Here is a 25,811-nt window from a genome sequence, read left to right as displayed (position 1 = left end):
CTACATAAATAGCAGATTAATATTATCGGGATAGGTATATTTCTACTTTCGTGGACCGAATGCGGTCTTCATACATTCTAGTCGGGAAAAGATATAAGTTACAGCTGAGCTTACCGCAGCTCGTCATATGTTGTACAGGCGACGATCGTTATCAACACCACACGGGGAGTTAGAGACACCTGTTCTCTTTCCAGTCCGTAACATCGGGAAGCGATCAAGCGATAACACCCCAGAGTACACGGATGAGATCCCTGACCTCTCGACTGCGATGGTTAACGCTCGGTCGATACGTCAGCGCGAACCACAGTGGGACAGAATACAGGACGGTCAGACCCTGCGGAGTGAGATGGGGGTACCCAAGTCTACCATTATTTTCGCCGATAGTGGTGGATTTGATTTCCGCTCTGAGGAACTAGACACCACCCCAGAGAAATCGCTCGAAACACAGCAGGCAATCGAAGCAGATATTCTTGGGACAGTCGACGTTCCACTTTCGCGTGAGAATAGAGAGCGAGAGAACGACCGACGGGCAGAAGAGAATATACAGCGGGCACTTTCCGCGAGTGATTCGCATAACGGCGACGGCTTACTTTTCGCTAGTGTACACGGGTACGACCCTGAGACAATACAGAACGGGATTCGATATCTTGAGAAAAACGGTGAATTCGACGGGTACGCGCTCGGTAGTCTCGTTCCTATCAGGACCGACTATGAGAAAGTCACAAAACTGATATTAGCTGCGAGGCGAGCAACTGATAAGCATCTCCATGCGTACGGATTGGGCGGCCTCGTGTATCAACCATTACTGCTCTATTGCGGAGTGGACAGTTTCGACTCAAGTGCGTTTATCCGGAGTGCTGGTAACCGGAACTACCTGATTCCTGGATTCGGAGGGGAGGAACTCCGACATATCAAGGATCTTGAATATCTACCTTGTGCTTGTCCGGTCTGTAAGGATCGCACACTTGACGATGTCCGTAAGGACCGTGATGCTCTTGTGAAGCACAACTTGTGGGCACTCGCACTCGAACTTCGTCGCTTCCGGTACATGGTGGAAGCAGGCGAGGATGTTGAATCATACCTCGATCTTCGCTTCCGTGGCAACGAAGTTACAGCTCGGGCCTACAAACTAGCGAAACAACAAGTTAGGAGGCTCGCATGAGTGACGAACGCCCTACCGTTCGACCGGTTAACCTCGGCCGACTGGTCGAACTAACTCACTTGTGTCGGGACGGCGCACAGTCAACGGATGACGCCGTTGATACACTCGACGTGAGCAAACGACGTGCACGAGAAACAATCCTCGAATCGACGCGCATCAATCTTATTGAAGAAATATCTGCCGAGGAAACCTACGCGACAACGTCCGTCGGTGAGCGTTTTATCGATGCCGTCGAAGCGAGCGATTGGGAGAAAGTCAGCTCGGTTCTACAAACTCACAGTCCACACTACGGTGAGTTTCTCGGTCTATTCGAAGATGGTTGTACCATCGAACCAGATGTGGCGCTGGAACTGCTTGAGGACCAAGCCGAGTTTACCACCTACGAGTATAACGAGACATCATTAGATGTCATCGGGGCTTGGGCACAACGCCTCGGCGCAATCCAAAGAAACGCGTTCGATGGGACCTTCTATGCAGTCGAAGAAAGCGAAGTACCGCCAAACTTCCCGTACGTGTTGCTGTCTGTTGCTGACAGCCTAGAAGAAAGTGCTGGCGTGAATCTGAAGAAGCGGTATCTCTCGATCCCCGAACTTCGTGAACATACCTGTGAGCGCCTCAGTTGTGACCGTGCTGCGTTCGACGACGCCCTGCGGACGCTCGCGCAAGAAAATATCGGTCGGATAGAGCTCTCCGGAGCACCGATCGACACCGGCGCGAAGGAAGCACGGTACGGGCTCAAGACGATCGAACTGGCCGACAGCGACAGCGGACTCGTCACTACCAACCAGTCTTCAGAGCAGGTGATGCGTGGTGTCGAACAGCTCGGTAAGCAATACTACTACCTCGCGGTGTACGACCGCAACCTCCAGTTCAACAACAATGACGACTGACAATTTCGAGATTACAGACGAACAGCGCGATTACTCATCCCTCGGTCTCGACCAGAACCCGTTCCCCTACAGCCCAGTACCCTCGGACAATCCTGAGGTTTACTGTGGACAGGATCACGTAGCGGACGCGGTGAGCGATACCGTCTCATCGGTGCTCAGTACCGGAAAATCGAAACACCTCGTCATAACCGGAAAGTACGGAAACGGGAAATCACACACCCTCAAATACGCACGCTCGCTCGTCCGTGACCGCGAAGATGTTCTCGTTGGATATGTCGCTCAGCCCGGAGAAGGGTTCCTTGACATCTATCACGAGTTCATGTACGATCTCGGCTTCGATCGTGTACAGGAACTTGCGTACGAGTTCCTTTCTCATGTCGCCCGGAAGCATACCGAGACGAATCCGATGGGGGCAGCCTCGATGAAATCTCTGATCGACGAGGGAGATATTCTGCTCTCAGCACTCGTTCCAAAAGCTGTCCAACTGCTGAGTGACGTCACAAAATTCGCAGACTTCGCTCGGGCGATTGTACATATGGTCTATGAGGACACGAACCTCTACGCGTGGCAGTGGCTCACCGCAGAGGGAATTCGGTACGAGCAGCGCAAGGAGATGGAGATTCACAGCGCGCTTGACGATGACACGATGGGTGTGCGTGCGTTTACTGCGCTCAAGAATATGCTTCTGGAACTCGGGTATACTGGCGTGTTCGTCTTCGTGGATGAGTTCGAAAGCGTGGCGCGACTCTCCCCGAAGAACGAACAGGCGACGCTCAACAGTCTACGCCATTTGATGGATCAGAACAGTTCCGGACTCAGCATGATGTTCGGATGTGCTCCGGAAGTCTGGCAGGACATCATGAGCGAGTACCACGCGTTTTCCGAGCGGATCGGTCGAGAGGTTTCCCTCCAACCGATGACAGAAGACCACTTGAAAGACCTCGTCGATTCTTACCTTGACCTTGCCGCCGGTGAAGCGGTTTCAGTGTTCGATGTCTTCGAGGAAGATAGCCTCCAATTGATTTTACAGAGTTCACAGGGGAACGTTCGACAGGCGCTTTCGATCTGTAGCTACACGGTCGATGATGCCGCCAAGCGGGGGAGGGCAAACATTGACAAAGAGATCATTCAGGAAGTCGTCTCGTAGAATATTCTGCTTCCATTGGGAATCTCGTGATCCCAATCTGTCTTTGTTAAATGAACGAAACAACGCATATGATGCCATACGGTAGGTGGAGGATCACTCAGACTCGAATTCATCTTGTGGTGGTACTTCCTCTGCTCGCCGACATAGTTCTTCGATAGTTTCCGGGCGAAGAGCATCGACAGTATCGATATATCGAGCGAAGTTCTTCATATATTGCCCCTTGAGTCCAACTACGATCGTGCCATGCTCTTTTGCGTCCTCTGTCCGGGCAGGGATAGATTCGATATTGTCAAATTGGTCTTCGACAAGTTCGCGGTTGAATACCACACCAATTCGGTCGGAACGTACCTCCTGAACCATCTCATCGATGTCGATACTGGTGTAATAATCCTTCCCGAGGGTAAAGAAGACGATATCGTAATCGGCCTCTTGAAGGAGGTGTCGTAGGTCTTTTTGGATATCAAGTTTCGCAGATCGCTCTCTTATATCGCTAACGTTCATTGAACTGAACGTTACCTCATAGGGTGGGAGATACTCGTCTTCTGCGACAAGGCCAAATCCAGCACTCACGAAGTAACGGTCAACGTCGTGGCCTTGTCGCAGAAGCCATCTAATTGCACTCTTGACGTGGTTTTGCTGGCGTCCCGTGTACAGGTCGCGTGCCGCAATACTTGGCACATTATCACGAGCGAGGAGGCCTTCACGAGAGAACTGGAGAGTTTCCTCTTCACCGAAAATGGGCGCGTCGTCTGGTATCTCCTTCGATCCTGAACACTGGTCGATGACAAGGATGTCCAATCCTTTTTCGGTATCGATCTCAGGTGGATGAGGCACGAAATCGTCGCTGGCTGAATAGTTCTGCCCGCAGACCTCGAGTATTTCATCACGCAAGTCTCGAGGGTTGCTATTGGTGTGTACCTCGCAACCGTTTTTCCGAGCAGCCGCTACGGTTTCTTCGTCAAGCCCATCATCCGAGGTGTGTACAAAGAGGTGTTGGTACCTCGCTGCTTGTTCGCCGACGTTTGCTGCCATACGATCTGGGGCGAACGAGACGAGCGAGGGAGTTTCTTCCCACCACTCACTCACACCGTTCGCATCTAGTACACCAATCTCTGCGACCGGAAGGTCATGTGTCTGAGTCCAAAACGAGGAGTATTTGTCGCGCAGATAGTCTTCAACAGTTTCGTAGCCACTGAGGGCCGCATCACCCTGGGTCGCGACGAGGATCTTCGGAAGGTCTTCTTCGAATTCATCGTAGAAGCGGCGTGTATTGTGGAACCCTCGTCTCCGATTCCGATCGTTCCCTCGGAAGATACAAACCTCGATACCATGCTCTGTACAGATTGGACAGTCACATTTCTCCCACGGACGACTTCGAAGGGTGTCTTGATACTCTTCGAGCAGGCCGTCGTCACCGATCCAAGTAGCATAATCCCTGACAATCGCCCAGACTCGGTCATAGTCACTGACGACATACGGCTCGTCCAAACTGGTCTTCGCGTGTGGGAACGCCTCGAATACGTCTACCGCCGTGCTAAGCAGTTCGTCGTATTTCTCGAACGATACTGGGGCAGCCGAGGTATCTTTCCGCAGGAGCTTGACTAGCTTACTACGTAGATTATCGCTGAAGCTCGCCTGAAGCTCACGTCCATACTCGAAATCCTCTCGGAACGCCCTTTCTATGTCCTGTAGGAGTGACTCGTCGTACTGGTCCTCGTGGCGGTGTTCCCGCAGATATTCTCTCGTCGCTGGTAGTACCTTCTCGGCCCGCTCGTACCAACTCTCGAGAGCATCACGAATAGAATCTCCTACATCGTATGCCCGGAGTGCTACCAGTGTTTCACGACCGCGTAGGGATTTCTCGACAGCTTCGTCGAGATCGTCTCGGCTCGATGGATAGCGAACTCGAATGGCATCGTAGCGTTCGCCGTTATCAAGGCGATAGTTCTGTCCACCCGTCCACGCCGAACGAAGCATACTGGCGCTGTCGAAACTAGTCATCCCCGAGCGACCGATCGTCTCGAACGCTTCAGTCTTCGCGAAGCCGAAGACGTGTGAGTCAATGCGGGTGTTGTGTTCCCGCTCGAACTGCTTGATCGTCTTCCCGACACTCTTGACGATTCCACGAACGTCGTGAACTGGGCTACCTGCGACCCCCCCGATCCCGAGGTAGTCATAACCCATACCAAGCACTTCCTCGGTCGCCTTACTGTATGAATCAGGGTTCCACCCTTGGATAGCAACCATCAGTCGGAACGGGTAGTCACGACGCTGGTAGAGGTCATACATCTCTCGGGCGTTCCGCAACGTCAGGTCGTAGCGGAACTCGGCGTCGTGTTCGCGATAGACCGCACGTGAATCCTGTGCGAGACGGGACAGAACGGTATCAATGTCTCCCCGAAAGTCCTCAGCGATGAACGGCTCAACTTCTATATCGGGATCAGTACGAATCGTCGGCTCGTACTCGTCGACATATGAGGGCCATTCCTCTGGCCATTCCTCGATCATAACGTCAACGACGTCGGTGATGGGATCGGGGATGTCGTCTTTGTTGAGTTCCCCATCGAACGCGCGTTCGTCAAGATAGAGCCGCCCCTTGTCCTTTCCCGACCCTAGAACGAGGTGGTCGATAGTGACGCCGACAGTAACGTCCAGTGTCTCGTAGAAGTCGAGCATATCCTCGTTTCCGTACGGTGGGAAAGGGAGCGACTTGTACCCCCAAGCCCCGCAGTCACTAATCGTTGGCAACCAATTCGGGATAGAAAGTACGGGGTCATCGTAGACACCGTACTGGGCTAGTCTATCGGCTTTGCGGTTTGTCTCTTCGACCTGTTCGCGAGATATGAGGATCCCGTCTACTGGTGTTGTTTCAGGCTCGAAAATGTCCCAGATATAATCCAGATCGCGCTCTTGACGGTTCAAGGTAGAGAGTTCGTCGTGTTCGAAATCGTAGTGGGAGTCGACTGCGTCGTCCCACTCAGGTACGTAGAACCGCACGTTAGATAGTCACCAGTAGTAGCGATGGGAGGGCATCCTATAAATCCGTTCGAAGTCCCTCACTCTGTAACTGGCACTAACTAACCGAAGTCAGATAATGTAGGGCCAGTATGGATCTGTATCGAATCCCACTGGTCAGGGCACTCTGCCTCAACTTGCTCAAAAACACCGTCACCGATCTCGTTCAAAACGTAACTGTTCGACCGAATCTTCGCGAGTTCCAAGTGGAATAACCACTTGTAGTGGACTTTAGCACGTGGCACCCATGAGCTGTCACTATCGACACCAGGGTAGAGATGATCGATCCGCTCACCGAACCTTTGTGCCGCTGGTGTGTCTTGAGTTGTCGGAACGGTTTCAACCGTGAGTTGGTGGAGAACTGCCAGCATTGGCAAACGATGCTCATAAAAAATAACCATCCAAAGAAGAGCCTGTTCGGTACACGATAGCGAATCTTTGACTCCGACGCCTAACTTTGCTCCTGAATGACTCTGCTGCAGTGCAGGTTCATACGCTTCGGTCAACCATCGCCCTCTATCAGTTAGCTCGCCCTTATCCAGAAAGTCAAGGAGTTCCAAGAGTCGAGTCACATGCTGAACTTTTCTTGACCCCACGACACCTCTGTTGAAAGCCAATGTCCGCAGATCGGCTTTCGGCTCACGCCGTCGCAACTCAAGCAACTCGCAAGCTAGCGGAAGGTCGTCCCAATCCGGCTGAACCGTCTCTAGGTGCCTGACTGACGACGTTTCCACAACTATTGGCTCTAATTTACCAACCGAAATATAATTTCCTCACGTGATTAGGGACATAGTGAGTAAGCTACTGATAATACTTAGTGAATACTGAGAGAACCTATTGGTGTACATCTTGAACAAGAATCGGTCTCCGACCTTTCCGAGTCTGGTGGGAGGACACTATTCATAAGAAAGGATAACCCGATCCGAATCAGCACCGGGCACTGCCTCCTCCACCACGATGGGAAATGTAGTCGTCCACATGGAATCAACTACGAAATCTCGGTGGAAGTCACTGGTTCTCACACCCAAGATGGCTGGGTCGTAGACAAAGGTGATATTACCTCAGTAATAGATGACTGGGACCACCGCTTCCTCCTCGAGAATGACGACCCGCTCATCGACGCCTTTGAGCAGAGCGGTGACGGTGATTCACTCGTCGTTCTCGAACACCCACCGACCGCGGAAGTGATGGAGCTCGTCTTGGAACGAAAACTCCTCGAGACACTTCCAGAGTCAGTCTCAGACATCTCGGTAGCGGTGCGGGAGACATCGGAAATCTGTGCGGGGGCGACACACTGATGCCAGTCAGTTCGACAGCTGATGAGCAGCCAGCGGACGATGTCGATGGCGCAACACTGCCGGTCAACGAGCTCTTCTACCCGCTCCAAGGTGAAGGGAAGCTCACCGGGGCGCCATCGGTGTTCGTCCGCACCAGCGGATGTAATCTCCGGTGTTGGTTCTATGACTCCTACCACACCTCCTGGGAGCCCACCCACGCCATAATGAGCGTCGACGACATCGTCGAGGAAGTCCAGTCACACGACGATGCCGGCCACGTCGTCCTAACTGGTGGTGAACCGCTTATCCACGATGACGCGGTCACGCTCCTCGAGCAGCTCGACGATCTCGGCTACCACACTACCGTTGAAACCAACGGTACCATCCACCTTGACGCCCCCATCGATCTGGAAAGCATCAGCCCGAAACTCGCCTCCAGCACACCCACCCCCGAGAAAGACCCCAAGGGCGATGGCGAGTGGGCAGACCGTCATGAAGAAAGGCGCATCGACCTCGATACACTCGGCGCACTCGTCGACGACTACAACGCACAACTCAAGTTTGTCGTCACTGGCCCCGATGACCTACCCGAGATCGAATCCCTCCTCGCTGACGTCCGATCGACGGCAGCGAGTCGCATCCCGGATTCCGACGTGCTGCTGATGCCTGAGGGGGCGACTCGAGACGAACTCGATGCCCGCCGGAATGAGGTCGCTGAACTCGCGATGGAGTACGGCTACCGGTACACGCCCCGCTTGCACGTAGACCTCTGGAACGACGCCCCCGAAACGTAACATGACGAGTACGCACTTTCAATTCGCGACTGGCGAGGTAGAATCAGACACCGACTACGAGAAGGCACAGCGGGGCGTTCGCCTCCTCTTAAATGCTGTCGGCGAGGACCCGGACAGTAACGCGCTGAGTGAGACTTGGCAGCGCCGCGTCCCGGACGGCTTCGCGACACTCACCGAAGGCCAACGGGAGGCCACGAAGCCGACAATGCGGGCCTTCGACGCCGCGACGACCGATCTCGTTGTCAAAACCGCAATTCCCGTGTATTCGCTGTGTGAGCACCACTTGTTGCCGTTCTTTGGAACAGTTCATTTGGCGTATCATCCGACAGACGAGGTGGTAGGGCCCTCGAAGCTGACTCGGTACGTCCGCTGGCAGTCACGAAAACTCACGAGGCAGGAACAACTGACGAACGACATCGCGTCGGACTCAAAGAGGAACTAGACGCAGCTACCATCTTTGTCGAAATGAACGCAACGCACCTCTGTGAGACGATGCGCGGCGTCGAGACGAGAAGCACGACCACCACCAGGGCAACTGCCGGAAAACCGACTGAGGCAGAATGTGAGCGGTTCCAAGCAGCGGTCAACCGTACGGAGGGTCAAGGATAAGCGAGCAACGAGCGGTAATCTTGGCGTCTGGGGGAACGGATAGTGCGACCGCCGCTGCTGTCGCGCAGGATGCTGGCTATGAGTTGTACATTTCGTACACGTCCTACGGCCAGCAGACCGAGAGTAAGGAGTACGAATGTGCGCAGGCCCAGGCCGAGGCCTTCGACGCCGCAGACTTCCTCCACCTGACGACGGACCACCTCTCGAAGATCGGTGCGTCGAGTCTTACTGGCGACGAGGTGGACGTCGAAGAGGCAGACTTGGAGAGCGACGAGATTCCGAGCTCCTACGTACCGTTCCGTAACGCGAACCTGCTGTCGATGGCGACGTCGTATGCAGAAGCCAACGATTGTGAGGCCGTGTCTATCGGTGCGCACAGTGAAGACTTCTCGGGGTATCCGGACTGCCCACCGGAGTTCTTCGAGGCGTTCCAGCAGGTCGTCGACGTCGGCACGAAACCGGAGACGGAGATCAGCGTCGAAGCGCCGTTCGTCGAGTTGTCGAAGACAGACATCGCCGAACGCGGTCTCGAACTCGGCATCCCCTATGAACAACCTGGAGCTGCTACCGGGAAGAAGCACCAGCGTGTGGCACGTGTGACGCGTGTGCGTTCCGTCTCCAGGCGTTCCAAAATCTCGGCGAGCGCGATCCAATCGAATACGCCGAGCGCCCCGATTATGCCGAATTATAGACGCCTCTGAACCGATTTACCTCGAATAAGGCGGTTCTGGCACTAATTCTTCTCGATCCGGGTGTCACGGAGAGTAGGGCCGGTGCGGGAGACACCGATCCTAGGGCGCCTGATGTAGAAAGCAATCTAATAATCATCCAACAATTCTAGTTTGTGAATACCTATGGTGGTTTCACTCATTCGTCTAATTGGACGACACAGCGCCGCGTAGTGGGATTCGTGGCGGTAAAAATGTGAGTTCCATCGTTGGCACTACTCCCCTTCCTCTGAAGTGGCGGACATTGATTACCGTAGCTGAATGAAATTGACGGGCAGAATCACACAATCAACCCGACTAAGTCTGGTTCAGCACATCACCGGTAGCGGAACCGGAGTACTCGACTTCGCAGTAGATGGTGAAGACGACTACTACACGTGGGACGGCAATGAGGGCGCTGAGTGGGAGATTGAGGATGTGGGTTCCTTTCAGAACATCGATGAACCGGTTCATCATGTATCCGGAAGGTGAGTTTTTCGTTTGCGAAATCGAATCACAGGACGAGGAACAGAACAACGGTCCAGTTCATTGTTGGTGCGAGTAAGACAGGAACAGAAATATCTGTCACCGAGAGTTGGCTATCAATATGTATGCTAACGATGCTGATTTCTACTCCCTCTCTAAAACCAAACAAAGACGCTTGGTCCACAACAAGCGCGTTGCGACTACTGACCAACTTCTAAATGAATTGCCAAAGGGAAAGCCTGCGGTTCGAATATTTGAACGCTCTCTCGACCAATTAGTATTGGATCAACTGGAGCAAGGCCAATACACTATCGAAGAATTAGCAAACCACTTTAGCGTACTACCCGCCGACGTTCGACGTATACTCCATAAGTATCGCCGACGTGGGTCAGACGATTTTACGAACGAGAATTTCAAACTGAACCTTCTTGAGGAGCGGCACGGTGTGATACGTGGTGTCGACAGTGACGGAAGGGCACTCTATTATACGTTTCAAACAATCCCATTCTTCGCTCGTGTAGTAGATCCAACGTTGATGTTTTCTCTATTGGGACTAGACGAGTATGTTGATACGCTCCCTCATATTGCCGAACATATTCCTAGTGGAAAAGCTACTGAACTGGATGAAGACTACGCCTTCGTGATCGGTGAATACTGGAACATTGACCCAGAGGAAGTGTTCGAATACCTGACTGAGTTTGACCGCGCATATGTCGATACATCATTACTTCCGCTACCATATATTGAAGAGGATGAGCACTATGAGCGCGTTTCTCGTCGGTTTAGGCAGGTTGAGGGAGTCTACCGTATGTTTCGTGGAACCTCAGATCACGTACAAGAAGTCGGTGAAGAATTCATGCGTCGTGTCGAACAGAATCAAGCAGGGATAGCTACTTATCAAGTAATGAGTATCGATTTTGCTGATTTTGAGTGGTATGTGGACCAGTCTGGCGACTATGCCCTTCATAATGTAATCGGAGATTGGGTAGAACGAATAGCCCGATCGCTTCACCCCGATGAACCAGCTATGGATGTCGACGATTCGATGGAAGATGCAGAAATCAATCTCCGAGATGAAATACAATTAATCCTCTCGGAGAAACCTCGAACGCCTGCCGAGATACACGATGAACTCCCTCGTGATGTCCAATTGGGAACAGATAAGTCAGAAATCAAGGCAGTTCTAGAACGATTGTCCAATACAGGTGTTATCAGCAAAAAGAACGAGGAGTCGACATCTCGGTATTTCCAGCGACAAGGGAAAGCATGGGAATAGTCAGGGAAGGCTTTATCTACTTATGAGCGAGACCAACAATACCTTATTCGAATGACCCTCCAGTATGCGCGCCTTTTCCAGCTACGAGCCGGCATTCAATTGATCGCAGAATCGGGTCCGATGTCCAAAGAGGAGCTTATAGAAGCACTCAGACAACGGAAAACGATCGATGCTGATGAAACCGCTACGGAAGGAGCAGACGATATAATCGAACAGCTTCGTGATGCAAATCTCATAAAAAATAGTGAAGAGGGCTATCAACTAACATCCGAAGAGGAATTTAACGACAATGGGGTTGTGTTGACTTATTCAGGTGAGGAAGTCGTTGGTGCAGAAGATCAGCGAGCGCAAGCAGACCGAATACTCGCGAATATCATGTACCAACACCCAATGTTACTCATCCTCTCGAAATTCATCTATCGGAAAGGCCCGGTCAAGGACTACGAGGTGATGCGGGAATTTGATGACGATGCGTTCATTGGTGACAAGATGAACCAATTCACAATTGACATGGGGCTCAATCTACTGGAGGATGCTGACGTTATTGAACCGGTTGAGAATGGCTACATCCAGGGGAGGTGGCCTGTTCGCCTGTTCGCACACGTTATCTGCGAAGAATATACCGATTTAATTGGTGACGGAGGAAGCGTTCGGGAACCGGAACTCTTCGAGAGATTAGAAACATTGTACGGTATTCCTCGAAGCACGTTCGATAACTACATCACGAGACTTCACACAGCTGGTATCGTTTCCGAAGGTAGCTACAAACAGTTGGTCCTCAACGAAGACGTCCTTGAAGGAGCCAAAATCCATGAGTGAACCAGCAAGCAAATTCGACGAACTAGGGTTGGAACGAGACCCATTCTCGACGACTATCGCGGATGAAGAGATCGCGGCACAGTATAATTTGGTCGGAAGAGATGACCAAGAATACCGCCTACGGGAATTCGTCCAATCGGGTATTCGTGAGCCCGATCTCATGAAACGTCGGCTGATTTTCGGAGAATATGGGACGGGTAAGTCCCACCATCTTATTGAACTGCGGGACGAGGTAAGAGAGGGCGTTGAAGTCGATGGCGAAACGTACGAAGCACTGGCAGTATACGTCGGCAACTTAGGCCTGAGTATTCGTCGGTTGTACGAGAAAATCGTCGAGGAGATACTGGAAGACGAGCCTGGTCTTCAGGACTACGTAGAGTCACTTCCTGATGTCGAACCTGACAGTAGTGTTGACGAGGCCTATCAATATGAACGCCTGCAAGACAACGTTGCCACAAACCTTCGGAAAATCGTCACACACGCCAGGGAAGAATTAGGATACCGCTCAGTCTACCTTTTCATCGACGAAGCAGAAGACATTGAGGCAGAAAATGACGAGCAGAAGGTACAGCGGTTTATTCGCTCGTTCCTCCACCTAGTTAACGAACTGAACACCTCGGGTCTACACATTCTGCTTGGGTTCTCTCAAGGTGCACGGATGGCGATTACCCAATACGAGGATGACGATGACTCGCTTGGGAATGCGCTGGTTCAAAGATTCCAGGGAGACGATATTTATCTTGGTGACCTGACTGAATCGGACGTCAAGGAGATGCTAATTGACCGGATGGACGTCCACCGAACTTCCAACCGTGGTGAGATTTCACCAATCGTGGAAGACACGGTCGATGTTGTAACTGAGGTTACGGGCGGCCATCCACGATCGATTCTTCAGATATACTCTGAGGCTCTCAACTACGCGGCGAAGGTGGATGCGGACCGAATTGATGGCGATGCTATCGTTTACGCTCTTAGAGATTTCACCTCTCTTGTGCGTGACGAGGATCTCCTAAGTGGAGAAGCACTCACCACACTTAAGAAGGCCCTCGAGGGTGTACACCCGGACGCACGAGATGACTTCGAGCGCTTAGAGGGGCGCCTTATTGGAGAGGGAGACACGATTCCAGAGAATTCCTTCTCAGACGGCGTTCCTGGCGCTCTCATGAGTCCGATTACTGTTGAGGGAGAGGATGCTGGCGAAATTCGCGTCCTTGAAAAGCGTGACCGACACGGTCGATACTATTACGTTCTGAGCGAAGAGGCCAAGGACTTTCTCTTCCGCGGAAAAGGTGACGAAGGTACGGAAATACAGAAGCTCGATCTCCAAGCAACGAACGCCCCAGACAAATACCAAAGATACCTTTCACGTGGGCTAGCGCTGGCTGTTCAATCGATGGGCAAAGGGAGCTTACACAAGGACCCAGTTACCATCGCTGCCGGTCGATACGAATACGCCCTTCACTTGATCGATATTGATCGAGGGCCGGGGAAGCGAGAACAAACCGTCGCCGTTGGTGTCTATAACGGTCAGGAAATCCCCGCAGAATTACTCAAACTCTATGTCGAGGCCTACCAATCTCGTGGGGCCACCTTCGGTGCGTTGGTCAAACAAAATCAGCAGCAATCTGCGGAGGCGAACAAGTACGTTAACGGGTTGGACAGCGAAGAACGACAGTTTGTCACCGATCGCATCATAGAGGTCAATCTCTCTACCGATCAACGTGACAACTTCATATATGGTAGGCTGTTAGCTCTTGGCGATTCTGAGATTCAAGCAGAGGAGATGGTCGATGGCCACACGCTAATCTCCGAAATCGGCATAATCGGTGGCTTGCAAGAAACCTTCACGGAGACGATCCTCCCGTACCCCGACAAGGTTCATCGTGATGTCATTGAGCATCTCGAGAAGAATGACACACGAGAGTTCACAATTGGGGACCTAAAGGACGAACTTGACATTCAAAGCTATAACCTGAATGGAGACATAATGGGCGGGCTTCGAGATCAAAATCTCGTAGCTAAATCAGGGAACCGCTGGGTCTATCCGGACATTGAGAACGACAAGCCACCGTGGTATGAGATTTACCGTCGACTTAACGAGCGCGGCGCGCTCACCATGGCTGAGATTCAGGATCAGCTAACCACTGAGTTCGCTCTGGGTTGTTCACGTGGTGACGAGAACGCGATGGTTCAGTGGTATCTGGACCATCTTCAGAGGCAGAACTACGTCGAACCTACAACAGTAGAACGGGAAGGAGAAATTCACGACGCGTACGACATAGTTAGTGTTGAGGACCAATATAACGAAGCTAGGTCCCGGGCCCAATCTAGGCTGAATGCAGCGCAGGAGCTCTACGACGAAGCAGTTTCACTTGACGCCAAGAACGTCAATAGCTACAAGAACCGGATTGAGGACTACTCCGCCCAACTCGAACAGTTTGATGAGGTTTTCAACCCGACCCACAACGACCTGAACGAGGTTCGTGGCCTCATTGATGATATCGTGGAACTGGAGGAAGACCTGGAAGATGCCGTCTCTGACCGCAAAGAGAAGATTGTCGGTGACGCAGTTTCAGTTCGAGACGATATTGACGATCTTCAACGGAAGATTTCGAAATCCGATGTAGAGGGTTCATTCGGGTCTCAGCTTGATGACTACGATGAGGAGTTGGCTGAACTGGATACAGAACTTGAGTCGCTCATAGATAACGAACAGTATGAGCGGCTTGTAAAACGAACCGGGAGTATCGATGACCGGGTAGATACGATAGACGACGAGGTTGAACAGCTCCTGGGCGTCAAGTCGAAATGTACTGAGAAATTCAAGCAACTGCGTGATGTAGCGGACAGTACGGAGGGTCATATCGACGCTATTGCAGCAGAGAACTCTTCGCACGCGGAACTGGAAGCTGAACTTGAGACAATTGAATCTCGATTTGACGATTATCGAGACCAATTCAACAGTGGCGAATTCAAGGGGGCCCTCAGCACCCTCGAAGAGATTGAACCAGACCTCAAATCTCTCAAAGAGCAGGCAAAAGGGATTGAGCAGCAGCAACAACAGTATCTAAAACAGCTCGATGATCTCGACCCGGAAATCTCCGACGAGGAAGGGAAAGAACTGCTCGAAGAGGGACGGAAAACCGTAAAGAAGGGCGACTTCGCCACGGCGCCGACACTCATTGACGACCTTCGTGAACACGCAAAAGGGCCGACTCGGCGTGAGCAGTTTGTCGCTGCCTTGCGTGAGTACGATGGGAGTTTCAGTAAGATCGTCACTGAGACGGACTTCGATGAGCCAGAAGCGTTTAGTCAGCTCAAAGATGTCTACTTGGACTCTACGAGTGACGTTGAGGACATAACGGTCGTGATGGCTAATGAGTAATGCAGCGATGAGACAGCATGAGCACCTTGATGCTGTCAAGGAGATGTGGGAGATTCTAGTCGACGGGGAAGACCACGATGACCTCCAACAGCACGTTCTTAGATGGGTTGACGATGCCTGTAAGCAGCAGATCAACGCCGGTAACTACGATGCTACGGTAGCACTGTCCGACCTGTTCGATCGGTTTCACCGAACTTTCGTACTCGGTACAGATGAACCGGATACTGGCGAAAATATCGATATTACCTACGCGTTCCCTGCTCAGCTATCTACCAAGACGGCCAGCCAACTACTCTTTCAGCATGTCATCGACAAACTTGTCGAAAGGGACGTTTTACTCTACGTCTACGACAAACAACGCGTCCGGAGTCGTGTAGCAGAAGTCACCAGGTACTTCGCGCTGCTTCGCCAGCGGTTCGCTGACCAGAGTGGTTTCGAGCATGCTCCCAGTCTCACGAAGATGGTCAAGATGGACATTCAGTCCCGTGAGAAGCCGAAATGGGGTGACCAAGGAATTGACCTGGGTGACAAAATTAGGGAGATTTTACAGCGGTCGAGTACCGGCGAACCTGCTTCTGAGTTTGGGTCTGTAGGACGGGCAGACTGGCGAGACGCCACGAATGACGCGCTCACTCTGATATACAGGCTCTGTAAGCGCCGGGGTATGACCGGGTTAGCTGCATTCCAGGGCAGATCCCTGGATGAACTCTATCGCCGGGCAGTTACCGAACGGGACGAAGAACGAGCCCACGTTATCACTGCGAGTACCGGCGGTGGCAAGACAGAGGCCTTCTTGTTCCCGATACTCGCATACAGCCTGACAGCGAACCATGACAACATTCGGGTGGGCGGTGTTGACGCTGTTCTTGCATACCCCCGAAAAGACCTGTGTGATAACCAGTTTGAGCGTATCGTCGAGTATCTCTACGAGATTGAACAGATCATCGCCGCGGACGACGAACTGCCCTATGATTCGCTCCCGATAACAGTTGCCCTCCAACACGGTAGTGCAAGCCAATCTGAGATCAGCTGCCCCGTCGACGGCTGTGATGGGGGAATGCCGACGGATGACATGGTCTGTCAAAAAGATCCCGCGCATAAGGCTGACTTCGCTCGATCGGATAAGGGGGCTACAGCCGACATCATCGTAGTCACCCCTGATACGCTTCATCGACGATTGATGGATCACCGGGGCTACGATCAGTTCTGGAAACACGCATCACCGCCAAAGTTCGTTGTCCTCGACGAGGTTCACGTCTATACGAACCAGTACGGAATGCACGTCGCGAACGTAATGCGGCGGTTCCAAGCGGCAATGCGGGAAGTCGATCCTGATCAGCAACCCAACTTGGTTGCCTCCAGTGCAACAATATCAAACGCTGAACAGTTCACAGAGGCGATCTTTGGCGCTCCCAATGCTAGAGAGATCACTCCCCGGGGGAAAAACGAAGACATCCCATGGAAGGAGACGAGTAAGGAATTTAGAAAAGAGAGTGAGATCGAAGAAATCGGGTGGGAATATCTCGTATTTATAAAAGCTACAGACCCTCGTGAGGTCCAGGTTCCACAGGGTGAAGCAAAGTACAAACCTCGGCGTGAATGGGGGCCAGAGGACTTCGAGGAGACGAACGTAACGAACCTCTCGTCCATGATTCAGGTCGCCTTCACGATGTACCATACGATCCTCAAACAGGAATCTGACGAGGGGCAACTGAAGAACAAAATTTTGGGGTTCGTTGACTCTATCGATTCTGTCAAAAGACTAGGTGATTATATCCAAGACGCAGAGTCTGGACGAGGTGTCGAGGGTCAGGAGTTGTTCACCCTCCGTACTCCTGATGCTTTCCTGCGAGACGAAGATGAACCAGGGACAAATCCAGACTGTCCCAAGCACCAGTTCAGATCGAATGCAGCATCCCATGAACGGGCGGTCTGTGAACCGCTTCCTCCGAACAAGAATCTCAATCCATGTCCCGTCTATGAGGCAGGTGAGTGCTGGTGGACGATGACCGACGAACTTGACCTTGAGCCGATGGATGTCTACCTGCACAAGAGTGGCCGAACCGAGACACCGGACGGGACCCGCGTTGAAGACGACAATTGGGACCTTATGGTGACTACTAGCGCACTGGAAGTTGGGTTCGATCATCCCGGCATAATTGGAACCTTCCAGTACCGAGCACCGATGAACATCCCCGGATTCGTACAACGGAAAGGGAGAGGAGGTCGTGATCCTGATGATCAACCAATCTCAGTGGTCGTTCTCGGGTCACGTCCTGAAGACGCATTCTACTTCCACCATGAAAACCTGCTCTCTGACCCAGATGAGAGGTACCTCGAAATCAATCTGGATGAAGAGAACAGGTTTGTTCGAACAGAGCACCTAGTCTCTGCCATCTTCGATTACTTGAACGTCACTGACAACGAGACTGCGGACGAAATATACCGAAGATTAGACATTGAGGAGTTAGACGAGAAATTCACACATGAGCAAGATGAGATCGCTAACTGGCTCCGCAAGGCGTTCCCGATGGTGCCCGAGGAGCAGATTACTGCCGTGATCGATGAAATTGGAGACTACATAAATCTAACACAGGCCCCGTTAACACCTGCAAGTGTAGGTGGAGGAGACATCCAAGAATTCTGGGAGGCAGCACGCTTCCCGAGAGGGACTCGTCAGGCTGATCTCGAGGAAAGCCTTGATGATCTGAAGTTCAAGAGACGGCTTTTCCAAGAAATTGCGGCGGGGAACCTCGACTTGGAGAACACATCCAACAAATGAGCGATCAAACTCCTCTCTCGGAAGCAGATGACCTGACGCAAGAAGAGCGATTGCTGGCACGACTTAATGGCCTGATTCAATACCAATCTGACCTCCTCGATAAGGTCCAGCGCAATCGTTTTCGTCCATATTGCCATATTCCAGACCTCTTTGAGCTTGATCCAGAGGCAACAAGGCCATTTAGCGTTCCTGGTACATTCATCTCTGAGCAGGTCGGCGGTAACATCAGTGTTGTCAACGCGAATGGCGGCTTTTTGGCGAATGAGCCGCTCGATCTTATGTTGGGGAGCTTTCTGCCCGGCGGCTACAAACGCCGATGGGAATTCGACCTATGGACTGGCGATTTCGGGCCTTCATCGAGAAGAGGATTTGCAGATATTAACGACGGGCTGCGCATTCGAACATCTAGCCAACTATCCGAAATTCTATCACAGAGTGAAGAAGAGCGGTACACACCGTTTGAGCACCCTGTGGACGAGGTGAGCGTCTACATTCCCCAACAGTTCATCGTCTGGAATCCGAGCGTGGGCAAGAACGGAGAGCATACGCACTACTATTGGGATTCTGCGAACGGGGTTGTAAGGAACCAGAAACCGGAGGACGTCCCAGAAGAGGAGCTCACGAAGCTGAAAAGTGACCCGACCTCGCAGTTCCTCTGGTTCAAGCACCCCCTTGGGCGAGGCGATAGTCCCGATTCACTGGATTTGTCGACGATGACCGGTGGCCTCATTGAGCAGGGAGAGTTCAACAGCGACGCGACATTTCTTAAGGCGTACTATGCCACTCTGTTGACTTTATACGGCGAAGAGAGGACATTCTCTGAAGTAATTCGCTATCATCACGAGGAAGATGACGCCACGGCATTCGTCGGTAGCCGTGAGGAAAGCCAGGTTCTGATGTTTGATATAGACCGGTCGAAGGTCACCGAGTTACTTGACAAAGTCTTCCAGAAAGAAACGCCACTTTTTCGAGACCTCCAATTTTCGCTCTTATACCGTCGATTATGGGATCGCCTGTTCTTCCAAGAGGAGGCTCTCGAGCACGCATTTAGCGTTACCCCGTTCTATCGTGCCCTAATTGCGGTCGACTACCTCTTTTCCATGGGATCTGACGGGCCTGACTCGCTATTTGAGGCAAGTGTTAACGACATTAAAACACGTCTTCCGAGCCTCTTACCGTCTAGGGACCGGCGGTTAGGCCTACTTGATTACGATGACGGGAAAATCTCGACTTATGAGACGCTTCTGGATGAATATGGAGATTCGTTGGAATCCATTATTGAGGAGTGCGCTGACGGCGATTCAGTGAGACAATTTGCTGAACATGTCTTTGTCCATTCACTCAAACATGGACTTGCTTCGTGGGCGGCAGAATACAGTGCCGGAGGTGGTGACTTCGAAGCTTGGTATGACGTGAACTTCGTAGAGACGAGCGGCGAAACCGTTGAGATCGGTATCTATGATTCAATTCAAGGCGGTGCTGGTGTGAGCCGTGAAGTCTTCGATGACTTACGCGAGCTATCCGATACTGAACTGCTAAGCGGGCTTGCTGAACAGTCGAGCTGCCATATTGGTGCTACAGAAGAGACGTTGGTTTCCTTGCTGAAGGAATACTCTGGAGAGTACGTGTTTGACCTCGCCCAAACGAACGAGATTGCATCTGGGCGCGACGTACCCGAGTTCAATGATGTGTTTCAGGACCTTGGAGTCGACTTCTCGTACGCTCGGTACGATGACGTCAAACCGCTCCTTCACCGACGCCTTAACCGAATTGCCGAAACTCGGGAAATGGCCCGCTTCTATAGCGTTGTTGCTGAGACATATACGACAACGAAGGAACAACTAAACCGCACACCACGGCCGGTAGACTTAGTATTTGCTTTGGAGGACCGAACGTTCTTCGACACCCGGGTCAGAGAAACGTATCGTCGGTTTGCGAATAGACGTTCCCAGCGCCGCGATCTCAGTGAGTTGGCTGAACGAATAGAAGAGGTAACCAAGCAGTGTATTCATGCATGCCCGGACTGTCTAAAACGGGATTCCTGTACACACCAGTATCGGTATCAAGAACAGATGCTCGACCGCCGTCTCCTCGCACGCGCACTAGCGGTACTTGATGGAGGCAAATGAAGATGATCTATCCGATTCAGGACATCGTTGACGACGAGACGCACAATGGCCAGGAAGTCACTATCCGATGTACAGTCGTTGGTGAGCCTAGAAGAGGGCAACAAGGCGGAGACAAGACACTGTATCCAGTTCGGGTGTCTGGTCAGTTCGAAGGTGATGCCTTCCTCTCGATCTGGCATGAGGATCCTGCTTGGACGGACTCGTTCGGGCGAACCGCATCGTATCTTCGTGAAATAATCGACGAGGTGCCTTTACAGCAAGACGAGTCGGTCGTCGTCAGGGGGATTCCTAACACACACAACGGCAAGTGGTATTTCAACGTCACCGGAATCATAATCCGAGACCCGGATACCGCAATCGGCAAAAGTGAGATGCGCTCCGCTAGCGAGTGCCCCCGTATTTACGACCTTCTCTACGAGAAGAACGTATATTCACCCGGTAGGTACGATCTTTCTCCCGGAGCAATCAAAGGTAGAATTGTCCACACATTAGTAGAACACGCCATCGAAGAAGGGGGCAAAGGTCAATTCAAAGGTGGATGGTCGGAAGCTCAAGTTGAGGCGTCTCTTGAAGAGCTAATTGAGTCAGAGTATTCTATCGAGATGGCTCTGTGTCGGTTGGCATGGGTGAGCCCCAACCGAATTCGGGAGAACGCGTTAGATGCTGCTACTCGTCTTCTGACAGACGACGAGTTTACAAATCGAATCGCTTCAGCGACAGACGTTAGTGTAGAAGTAGGCCTATCTGCCTCTGTCGGCTTTAATGGGCGCGTTGACCTAATCATCGATGGGACTCCCTATGATCTCAAAACCAACTACAAGCTGACCGATAAAACACGGAATCATCACCGATTTCAGCTCCGGGTCTATCTCCTAGCATTCCTCCTCGAAACTCTTGAGACGGGAGAGCGTCTTCATGATCGAATTGACAAAGGGGTCAGCGGCTATCTCGTGTATCCGAACCTTGCGAACGAATCGAGCGTCGTGTTGGAAGAAGTCGAATTGCGGCGCCGCGATGTAGAAGACATTCTTTCTCTCCGGAATGAGGCATCTGTTCTTCGCGATGGATTCGGTGTGCCAACGACTTACGGTCGGGATTGTACTGGCTGTACGTTCAAGTCACCGACAACCGACCAAGAGGAAAATGAGATTCTTCCATCACCTTGTCAATACTACTGTCAGTCTGAGCGCCGTTGGCCGTGCTTTGAATCAGACGATGAAGGGAACATCATATCCCAGTGTCCGCTTTTCGACGATTGTGACCAACGACTCGAATTCCGAGATCCCGCTGTCACCGACCATTACACGGGCCTTCGTCAGGGACTGAACGCTGAGCGAGACCATCGGAAACGATTAGGCTACGAACTTGAGCAATTAGCCCCAGAAACACTGTCAGAGGCAGGGTTACGAATCCCTGATCTCAAGCTTAACGCCTTAGAGGGCCAACGAAGGATGGTCTTCACGTCAGATGCGGGGCTAGTTCCGTCCTTTACCCCAGGTTCGGGCGTACGTCTCATGCAGACCGGCACAGAATACTATCAAGAAGCCACATACTATGGCCGGGTTGAGAACAAGTATGTCTTCCAGCTGAAATCAACGCCCAATTCAGCCTTCCTTGATCCTACGGAGACGTATGAAGCCGTCCGTACCGTCGCCGCTGATTCTCTACCACGTGATCTGTTGTCACAACTGGACTACGCTCAGCGAGGAGAGGTATCACCCCTACTTGAAACGACAGGAAAGGCCGGCGATAACGAGGACAGTCTTGACCCTTCGGACCTAAATTCTCTTTCCGAGTACACCGACGCAAAGGAATTATATCTGGATGTTCCAGTCCGTCGCGAGCGGACTACGCTCGTTACTGATATTGTTACAAAACTTGCCACGCAGCAGTATCCAAGCCCCGCTGGTGGCGAAGAGATACCTGACGATGAACAACGGGCGTTAATTCTCTGTACGCGGCCTGAAATGACCGACTCGGTCGAAGAGCGACTTTCATCAGTCGAAGGGGCGACTAGGATGGACGGATTCGCTGGTGGAGCGACGACGGGTCTTACTGGAACGTCTGATGGGCACGAGATTTATGAGGGTCTTCGCGACGCATCTGTCGTGGTTTCATCGGCACGCTATGCGCTTAGTGAACAGGTATTCCACGCTATGCGAGATGGTGATGAGTCGGTTCGGCCCCATACTGACAAATTCTTCGACACGATCGTAATTGTGGGTGCGGAAAGTCTTGCAGAACCCCAGTTCCATTTCCTCCAGATTCTCGGCGATCGAGTAGCGGCAATTGGTGACACTCGACGGTCTGGTCCTGAGATTGTCAGTGGGGAGGCTAGAGAGGCCCGTCTTGACGAGGCGTATTTTAACCGTCTATACCGGCGGTTCGCGAATGTTGAGAGCGACGACAGTCAGAGCATTCAGGTGAAAGCAGAGTTCAGTCGTACAATGCAATCTGCATTTTCGGGGCTGGAACTTGACGCTGAGACTATTGACGGAAGTTTCGAATTTAGAGATACGGATGGAGCAATAGCAACGGCCATCGGTGAAACCTCACTAGAGTATCAAGTACCAACATCCACTGAAGAAGACGAAACCCGCTTCATCCGGCTGGAACCAGTCGAACAAGTTGATGCAGTCCATATCTCTCAGTCTCTACAACAACTTAGAACCCTTGACGCGAGCGCACTAACGTTCGGCGAGACATACACAATCCAGGACATCAGATTCAAAGTCCGGACCAGTAATCCTATTGATAGCGATCATCATCGTCTGAAGGTCAGTATCCCCGTACATGCGACACCATACCTCCATCAGCGCCTGACACAGAATAAAGCCGAAGCTGAAAAGGTAGCTGAAGTTTGTACAAACGTCTCTCCAGATTTGGTTGTTACTCCCTTTGTCGCCCATGCAAATGCCATTCGAGAAGAGTTAGAAGAAATTGGGGAAGACATAGCGGTTCGTCTCCCCGATCAGCTATCTGGAGCTCATGTAGACTCAGCTGTAGTCAGTCTCGCCGTTACAGGCGAAGAACGAGTGGTCACTCCGCCCGTGAGTGATATTGAGCAACTCTACACCTGCTTCAACTGTGCACAAGACGTTACACTAATTGGCGATCGAGAAACTTTGGAACGGAACTCACTCATCAGCCGGTTGATTGAATCTACCTGAGCGCTTACCGGCACGAATACCAATAATGTACGAACTGGATCAGAGAATAACCAACCGATACACCCGAAAGCTATGATTCCGACAGACGAATTCTATGACAAGCCCGAGGTAGAAAGGCAAGAGCTTGTGGACGCGGGCCACGTCGTGACCGACGGCAAGATTGTAGAAACAGTACCTTCAAACAGACGTGGCGGAATTCACGTTTTTGAGGAACCAGTCACCGATCTCGTTGTCGATCGCCTCAAGGGTGCCCGATACACCGCAAATGAACTCGCTCCAGACTTCCCCATCGACAAGGAAGAGCTAGATAATTTGTTCAATTGGATGAAATATGAGCCAATGGACCTTCTTACGGACCACTTTGGTGTACTAAGGGTCGTGGATACCGAGGGCGCAGAATATGTCTATACTGTAGAAGCAATACCATTTTCGGCACGGTGTATCGACCCAACTCTAAGTGGATACTTGTTAGACGCTAACGATCGATGTCCGATTTCCCGTCCTGAAATCACAACGAAGCGCAACTCTACTGCTCGGGATAAATACGTAGATCAAGCAATCGATTACTGGGGAATCCCAGAAGACGAGATAACGATGGATCTCGATGATCAAGTCGGATTCGCAAAATCAACCCTCGGACCTTTGCCGGTTATTAGCGATTTGTCGGACGCAGAACGCGTTATAGAGCGATTCCAGAGCACTGAGGACAGTTACCGCCGGAAACAGCATACAGTCCAGAGCGTTAAAAAGAGCATTAGCTTCCACAAATCTCGTTGCCGGCGCAATCCCTCACTATGTGCATTTCAGTCGTTCAGTCTATTTTTGATGGATGTCAGCGAATATGCCTCAATTGAGAACGACAGTCAGCTACGGGAGTTAGTTACGCAGGGAGGACAGGTTCTCTATCGGTGCCTGTACGGAAATCTCTGGCCAGGCGGATCAACCGCTTGGCGACCGTTCGAAATCACGATTCAGGACAGAAGTATAGATACCTTTGACCGTCAAGTAATCGATATTGTAGAGCAACAACCCACATCAAACGGACAATTATCCGATCGTTGGGGTTTTTCAGATGGGAGAGAGGTCTGGGATTACCTTCAGTCTGAACTCAATCAGTATGTAACCCGGAACACCGACAAATTCGCTTGTGCAACCGAATCAGCCCGTCGTTACGTAAGTGGACTCGAGCAAGACGGCAAGATCGCTCTCAGTAAAGAGCCTCCCAGGATCCCAGGTAAAGGAAGAATCACCCTGGCAGTCACAGACTCCCAGCAAAATGATACCAGCGGCGTTAACTGGAACAGGTAATTGTGGGAAGTTCATGCTTGCGGCCTTTCTTCAGCAGTTATTCGCAATCTAGGCGTTTCTCTGGTCAACACGATTTTTAGCCGATTTTAGCGAGAAATTGAGACGGCATAATAAACGATGCGTCGGCCCCATTGAGCACTTCGCTAGAGCGCTCGATACGGTTTCCCCCGATCTGATCAGACCTGGCCAAATCGATGATGTGTGCGTTTTTGTTGGAAGAACCAGACGCAAGTTACAAATTTAGGACTGCGAGACAACTTCTCAGCATCCTTGAACAGCGTAACGAAGACCTGAGCGTGGCAGTCAGCGAAGCAGTTCCCGACGATGGATTGCGCGACTGGCCCCTGAGTTGGATTATTTATAGGCAGCCTTTGACGACTTCACCGGATAAATTCATCACTTGTCCGTATTGGTTTACGGAGAATCCACCCAGTTACTGGATAGTACACGACCGATTCGCGCTCTTTATTCAGCAGACCGTTTGTATCCGTCGATATAAACCCACGGAGTTCGATTGCTCCCGTGAACGTCTCGGACAGGATCGGAGCCGCAAACCAATATGTGTCTGTCTCTTCAACTCACGGGTATGAGTGACCTTCTCGACGACGTCAACGGAATTGTCCATGAACCGACTCAGCAACGCGCTAATGGTGGAATCGACCTCACCGTTACAGAGGTCTATACAATTGATTCGCCAGGCTGTATCGATTTCGGTGGTGGAGAGCTTGATAGTGTTTAATTCGAATCTTTACCGGTGAGATACGGCCAGATGTTCGGTTCGGTGATCGCGCTTAGTCCTCGCAGAATGTAATCTTTCAGCGTCGAGAGATCTGGCATAAGGCGGTACTTGAACCA

General features: G+C 51.7%; 16 protein-coding genes and 2 pseudogenes. 16 read left to right on the top strand and 2 right to left on the bottom strand.

What is annotated here, in order from left to right; translation table 11 throughout:
- Positions 1–127 precede the first annotated feature (127 nt).
- From B9H04_RS07845 to B9H04_RS07835, 3 genes are read left to right on the top strand one after another with little or no spacing between them, the layout of a single operon-like run.
- Entirely contained in the window at positions 128–1,162 is a 1,035-nt protein-coding gene (locus tag B9H04_RS07845; protein WP_162141815.1) for a tRNA-guanine transglycosylase, read from the top strand.
- Complete coding sequence (locus tag B9H04_RS07840; RefSeq protein ID WP_049932896.1) at positions 1,159–2,052, top strand: hypothetical protein; 894 nt, start codon at positions 1,159–1,161, stop codon at positions 2,050–2,052. The genes B9H04_RS07845 and B9H04_RS07840 overlap by 4 nt, the downstream gene beginning before the upstream one ends.
- Positions 2,042–3,199, top strand: coding sequence for a BREX system ATP-binding domain-containing protein (locus tag B9H04_RS07835; RefSeq protein ID WP_085682590.1), 1,158 nt, complete (start codon positions 2,042–2,044; stop codon positions 3,197–3,199). Before B9H04_RS07840 ends, B9H04_RS07835 begins: the two co-directional genes overlap by 11 nt.
- A gap of 93 nt (positions 3,200–3,292) precedes the next feature.
- On the opposite strand, the gene B9H04_RS07830 is transcribed toward B9H04_RS07835, so the two are convergent.
- Positions 3,293–6,196, bottom strand: a complete 2,904-nt coding sequence (locus B9H04_RS07830; RefSeq protein WP_049932894.1) for a hypothetical protein — start codon at positions 6,194–6,196, stop codon at positions 3,293–3,295.
- 80 nt (positions 6,197–6,276) lie between these two features.
- Positions 6,277–6,774, bottom strand: coding sequence for a hypothetical protein (locus B9H04_RS18045; RefSeq protein ID WP_139835061.1), 498 nt, complete (start codon positions 6,772–6,774; stop codon positions 6,277–6,279).
- A 276-nt stretch (positions 6,775–7,050) separates the two neighbouring features.
- Between B9H04_RS18045 and B9H04_RS07825 the strand changes: the two genes are divergently transcribed.
- From B9H04_RS07825 to B9H04_RS07770, 13 genes and pseudogenes are all read left to right on the top strand, one after another.
- Positions 7,051–7,512, top strand: coding sequence for a 6-pyruvoyl trahydropterin synthase family protein (locus B9H04_RS07825; protein WP_049932893.1), 462 nt, complete (start codon positions 7,051–7,053; stop codon positions 7,510–7,512).
- Positions 7,512–8,285, top strand: coding sequence for a 7-carboxy-7-deazaguanine synthase QueE (locus B9H04_RS07820; RefSeq protein WP_049932892.1), 774 nt, complete (start codon positions 7,512–7,514; stop codon positions 8,283–8,285). Before B9H04_RS07825 ends, B9H04_RS07820 begins: the two co-directional genes overlap by 1 nt.
- 1 nt (position 8,286) lies before the next feature.
- Positions 8,287–8,894, top strand: a pseudogene (locus B9H04_RS18965) (GTP cyclohydrolase I).
- Positions 8,891–9,585, top strand: a pseudogene (gene queC / locus B9H04_RS07810) (7-cyano-7-deazaguanine synthase QueC). Before B9H04_RS18965 ends, queC begins: the two co-directional pseudogenes overlap by 4 nt.
- A 298-nt stretch (positions 9,586–9,883) precedes the next feature.
- Positions 9,884–10,093, top strand: a complete 210-nt coding sequence (locus B9H04_RS07805; protein ID WP_211277039.1) for a hypothetical protein — start codon at positions 9,884–9,886, stop codon at positions 10,091–10,093.
- Between the two features lie 115 nt (positions 10,094–10,208).
- Complete coding sequence (locus B9H04_RS18040) at positions 10,209–11,363, top strand: hypothetical protein (protein WP_139835060.1); 1,155 nt, start codon at positions 10,209–10,211, stop codon at positions 11,361–11,363.
- A 120-nt stretch (positions 11,364–11,483) separates the two neighbouring features.
- Positions 11,484–12,182: a hypothetical protein gene (locus B9H04_RS07795; protein WP_139835059.1), complete on the top strand. Its 699-nt coding sequence runs from the start codon at positions 11,484–11,486 to the stop codon at positions 12,180–12,182.
- Positions 12,175–15,567, top strand: coding sequence for a coiled-coil domain-containing protein (locus B9H04_RS07790; RefSeq protein WP_139835058.1), 3,393 nt, complete (start codon positions 12,175–12,177; stop codon positions 15,565–15,567). Before B9H04_RS07795 ends, B9H04_RS07790 begins: the two co-directional genes overlap by 8 nt.
- Complete coding sequence (locus tag B9H04_RS07785) at positions 15,560–18,349, top strand: DEAD/DEAH box helicase (RefSeq protein WP_080508607.1); 2,790 nt, start codon at positions 15,560–15,562, stop codon at positions 18,347–18,349. Before B9H04_RS07790 ends, B9H04_RS07785 begins: the two co-directional genes overlap by 8 nt.
- Positions 18,346–20,478, top strand: a complete 2,133-nt coding sequence (locus tag B9H04_RS07780; RefSeq protein WP_139835057.1) for a hypothetical protein — start codon at positions 18,346–18,348, stop codon at positions 20,476–20,478. The genes B9H04_RS07785 and B9H04_RS07780 overlap by 4 nt, the downstream gene beginning before the upstream one ends.
- Before the next feature lie 2 nt (positions 20,479–20,480).
- Entirely contained in the window at positions 20,481–23,648 is a 3,168-nt protein-coding gene (locus tag B9H04_RS07775; RefSeq protein WP_162141814.1) for a PD-(D/E)XK nuclease family protein, read from the top strand.
- 72 nt (positions 23,649–23,720) lie between these two features.
- A complete protein-coding gene (locus B9H04_RS18035) occupies positions 23,721–24,956 on the top strand; it encodes a DUF5797 family protein (RefSeq protein WP_139835056.1) in 1,236 nt (411 codons plus the stop codon).
- 586 nt (positions 24,957–25,542) lie between these two features.
- Positions 25,543–25,695, top strand: a complete 153-nt coding sequence (locus B9H04_RS07770; protein ID WP_211216872.1) for a hypothetical protein — start codon at positions 25,543–25,545, stop codon at positions 25,693–25,695.
- Positions 25,696–25,811 lie beyond the last annotated feature (116 nt).

The sequence above is a fragment of the Halorubrum ezzemoulense DSM 17463 genome (genome assembly GCF_002114285.1).
Taxonomy (GTDB): domain Archaea; phylum Halobacteriota; class Halobacteria; order Halobacteriales; family Haloferacaceae; genus Halorubrum; species Halorubrum ezzemoulense.
The sequence above is the reverse complement of the archived record's forward strand: the minus strand, read 5'-3'. Positions and strand labels throughout refer to the sequence as shown.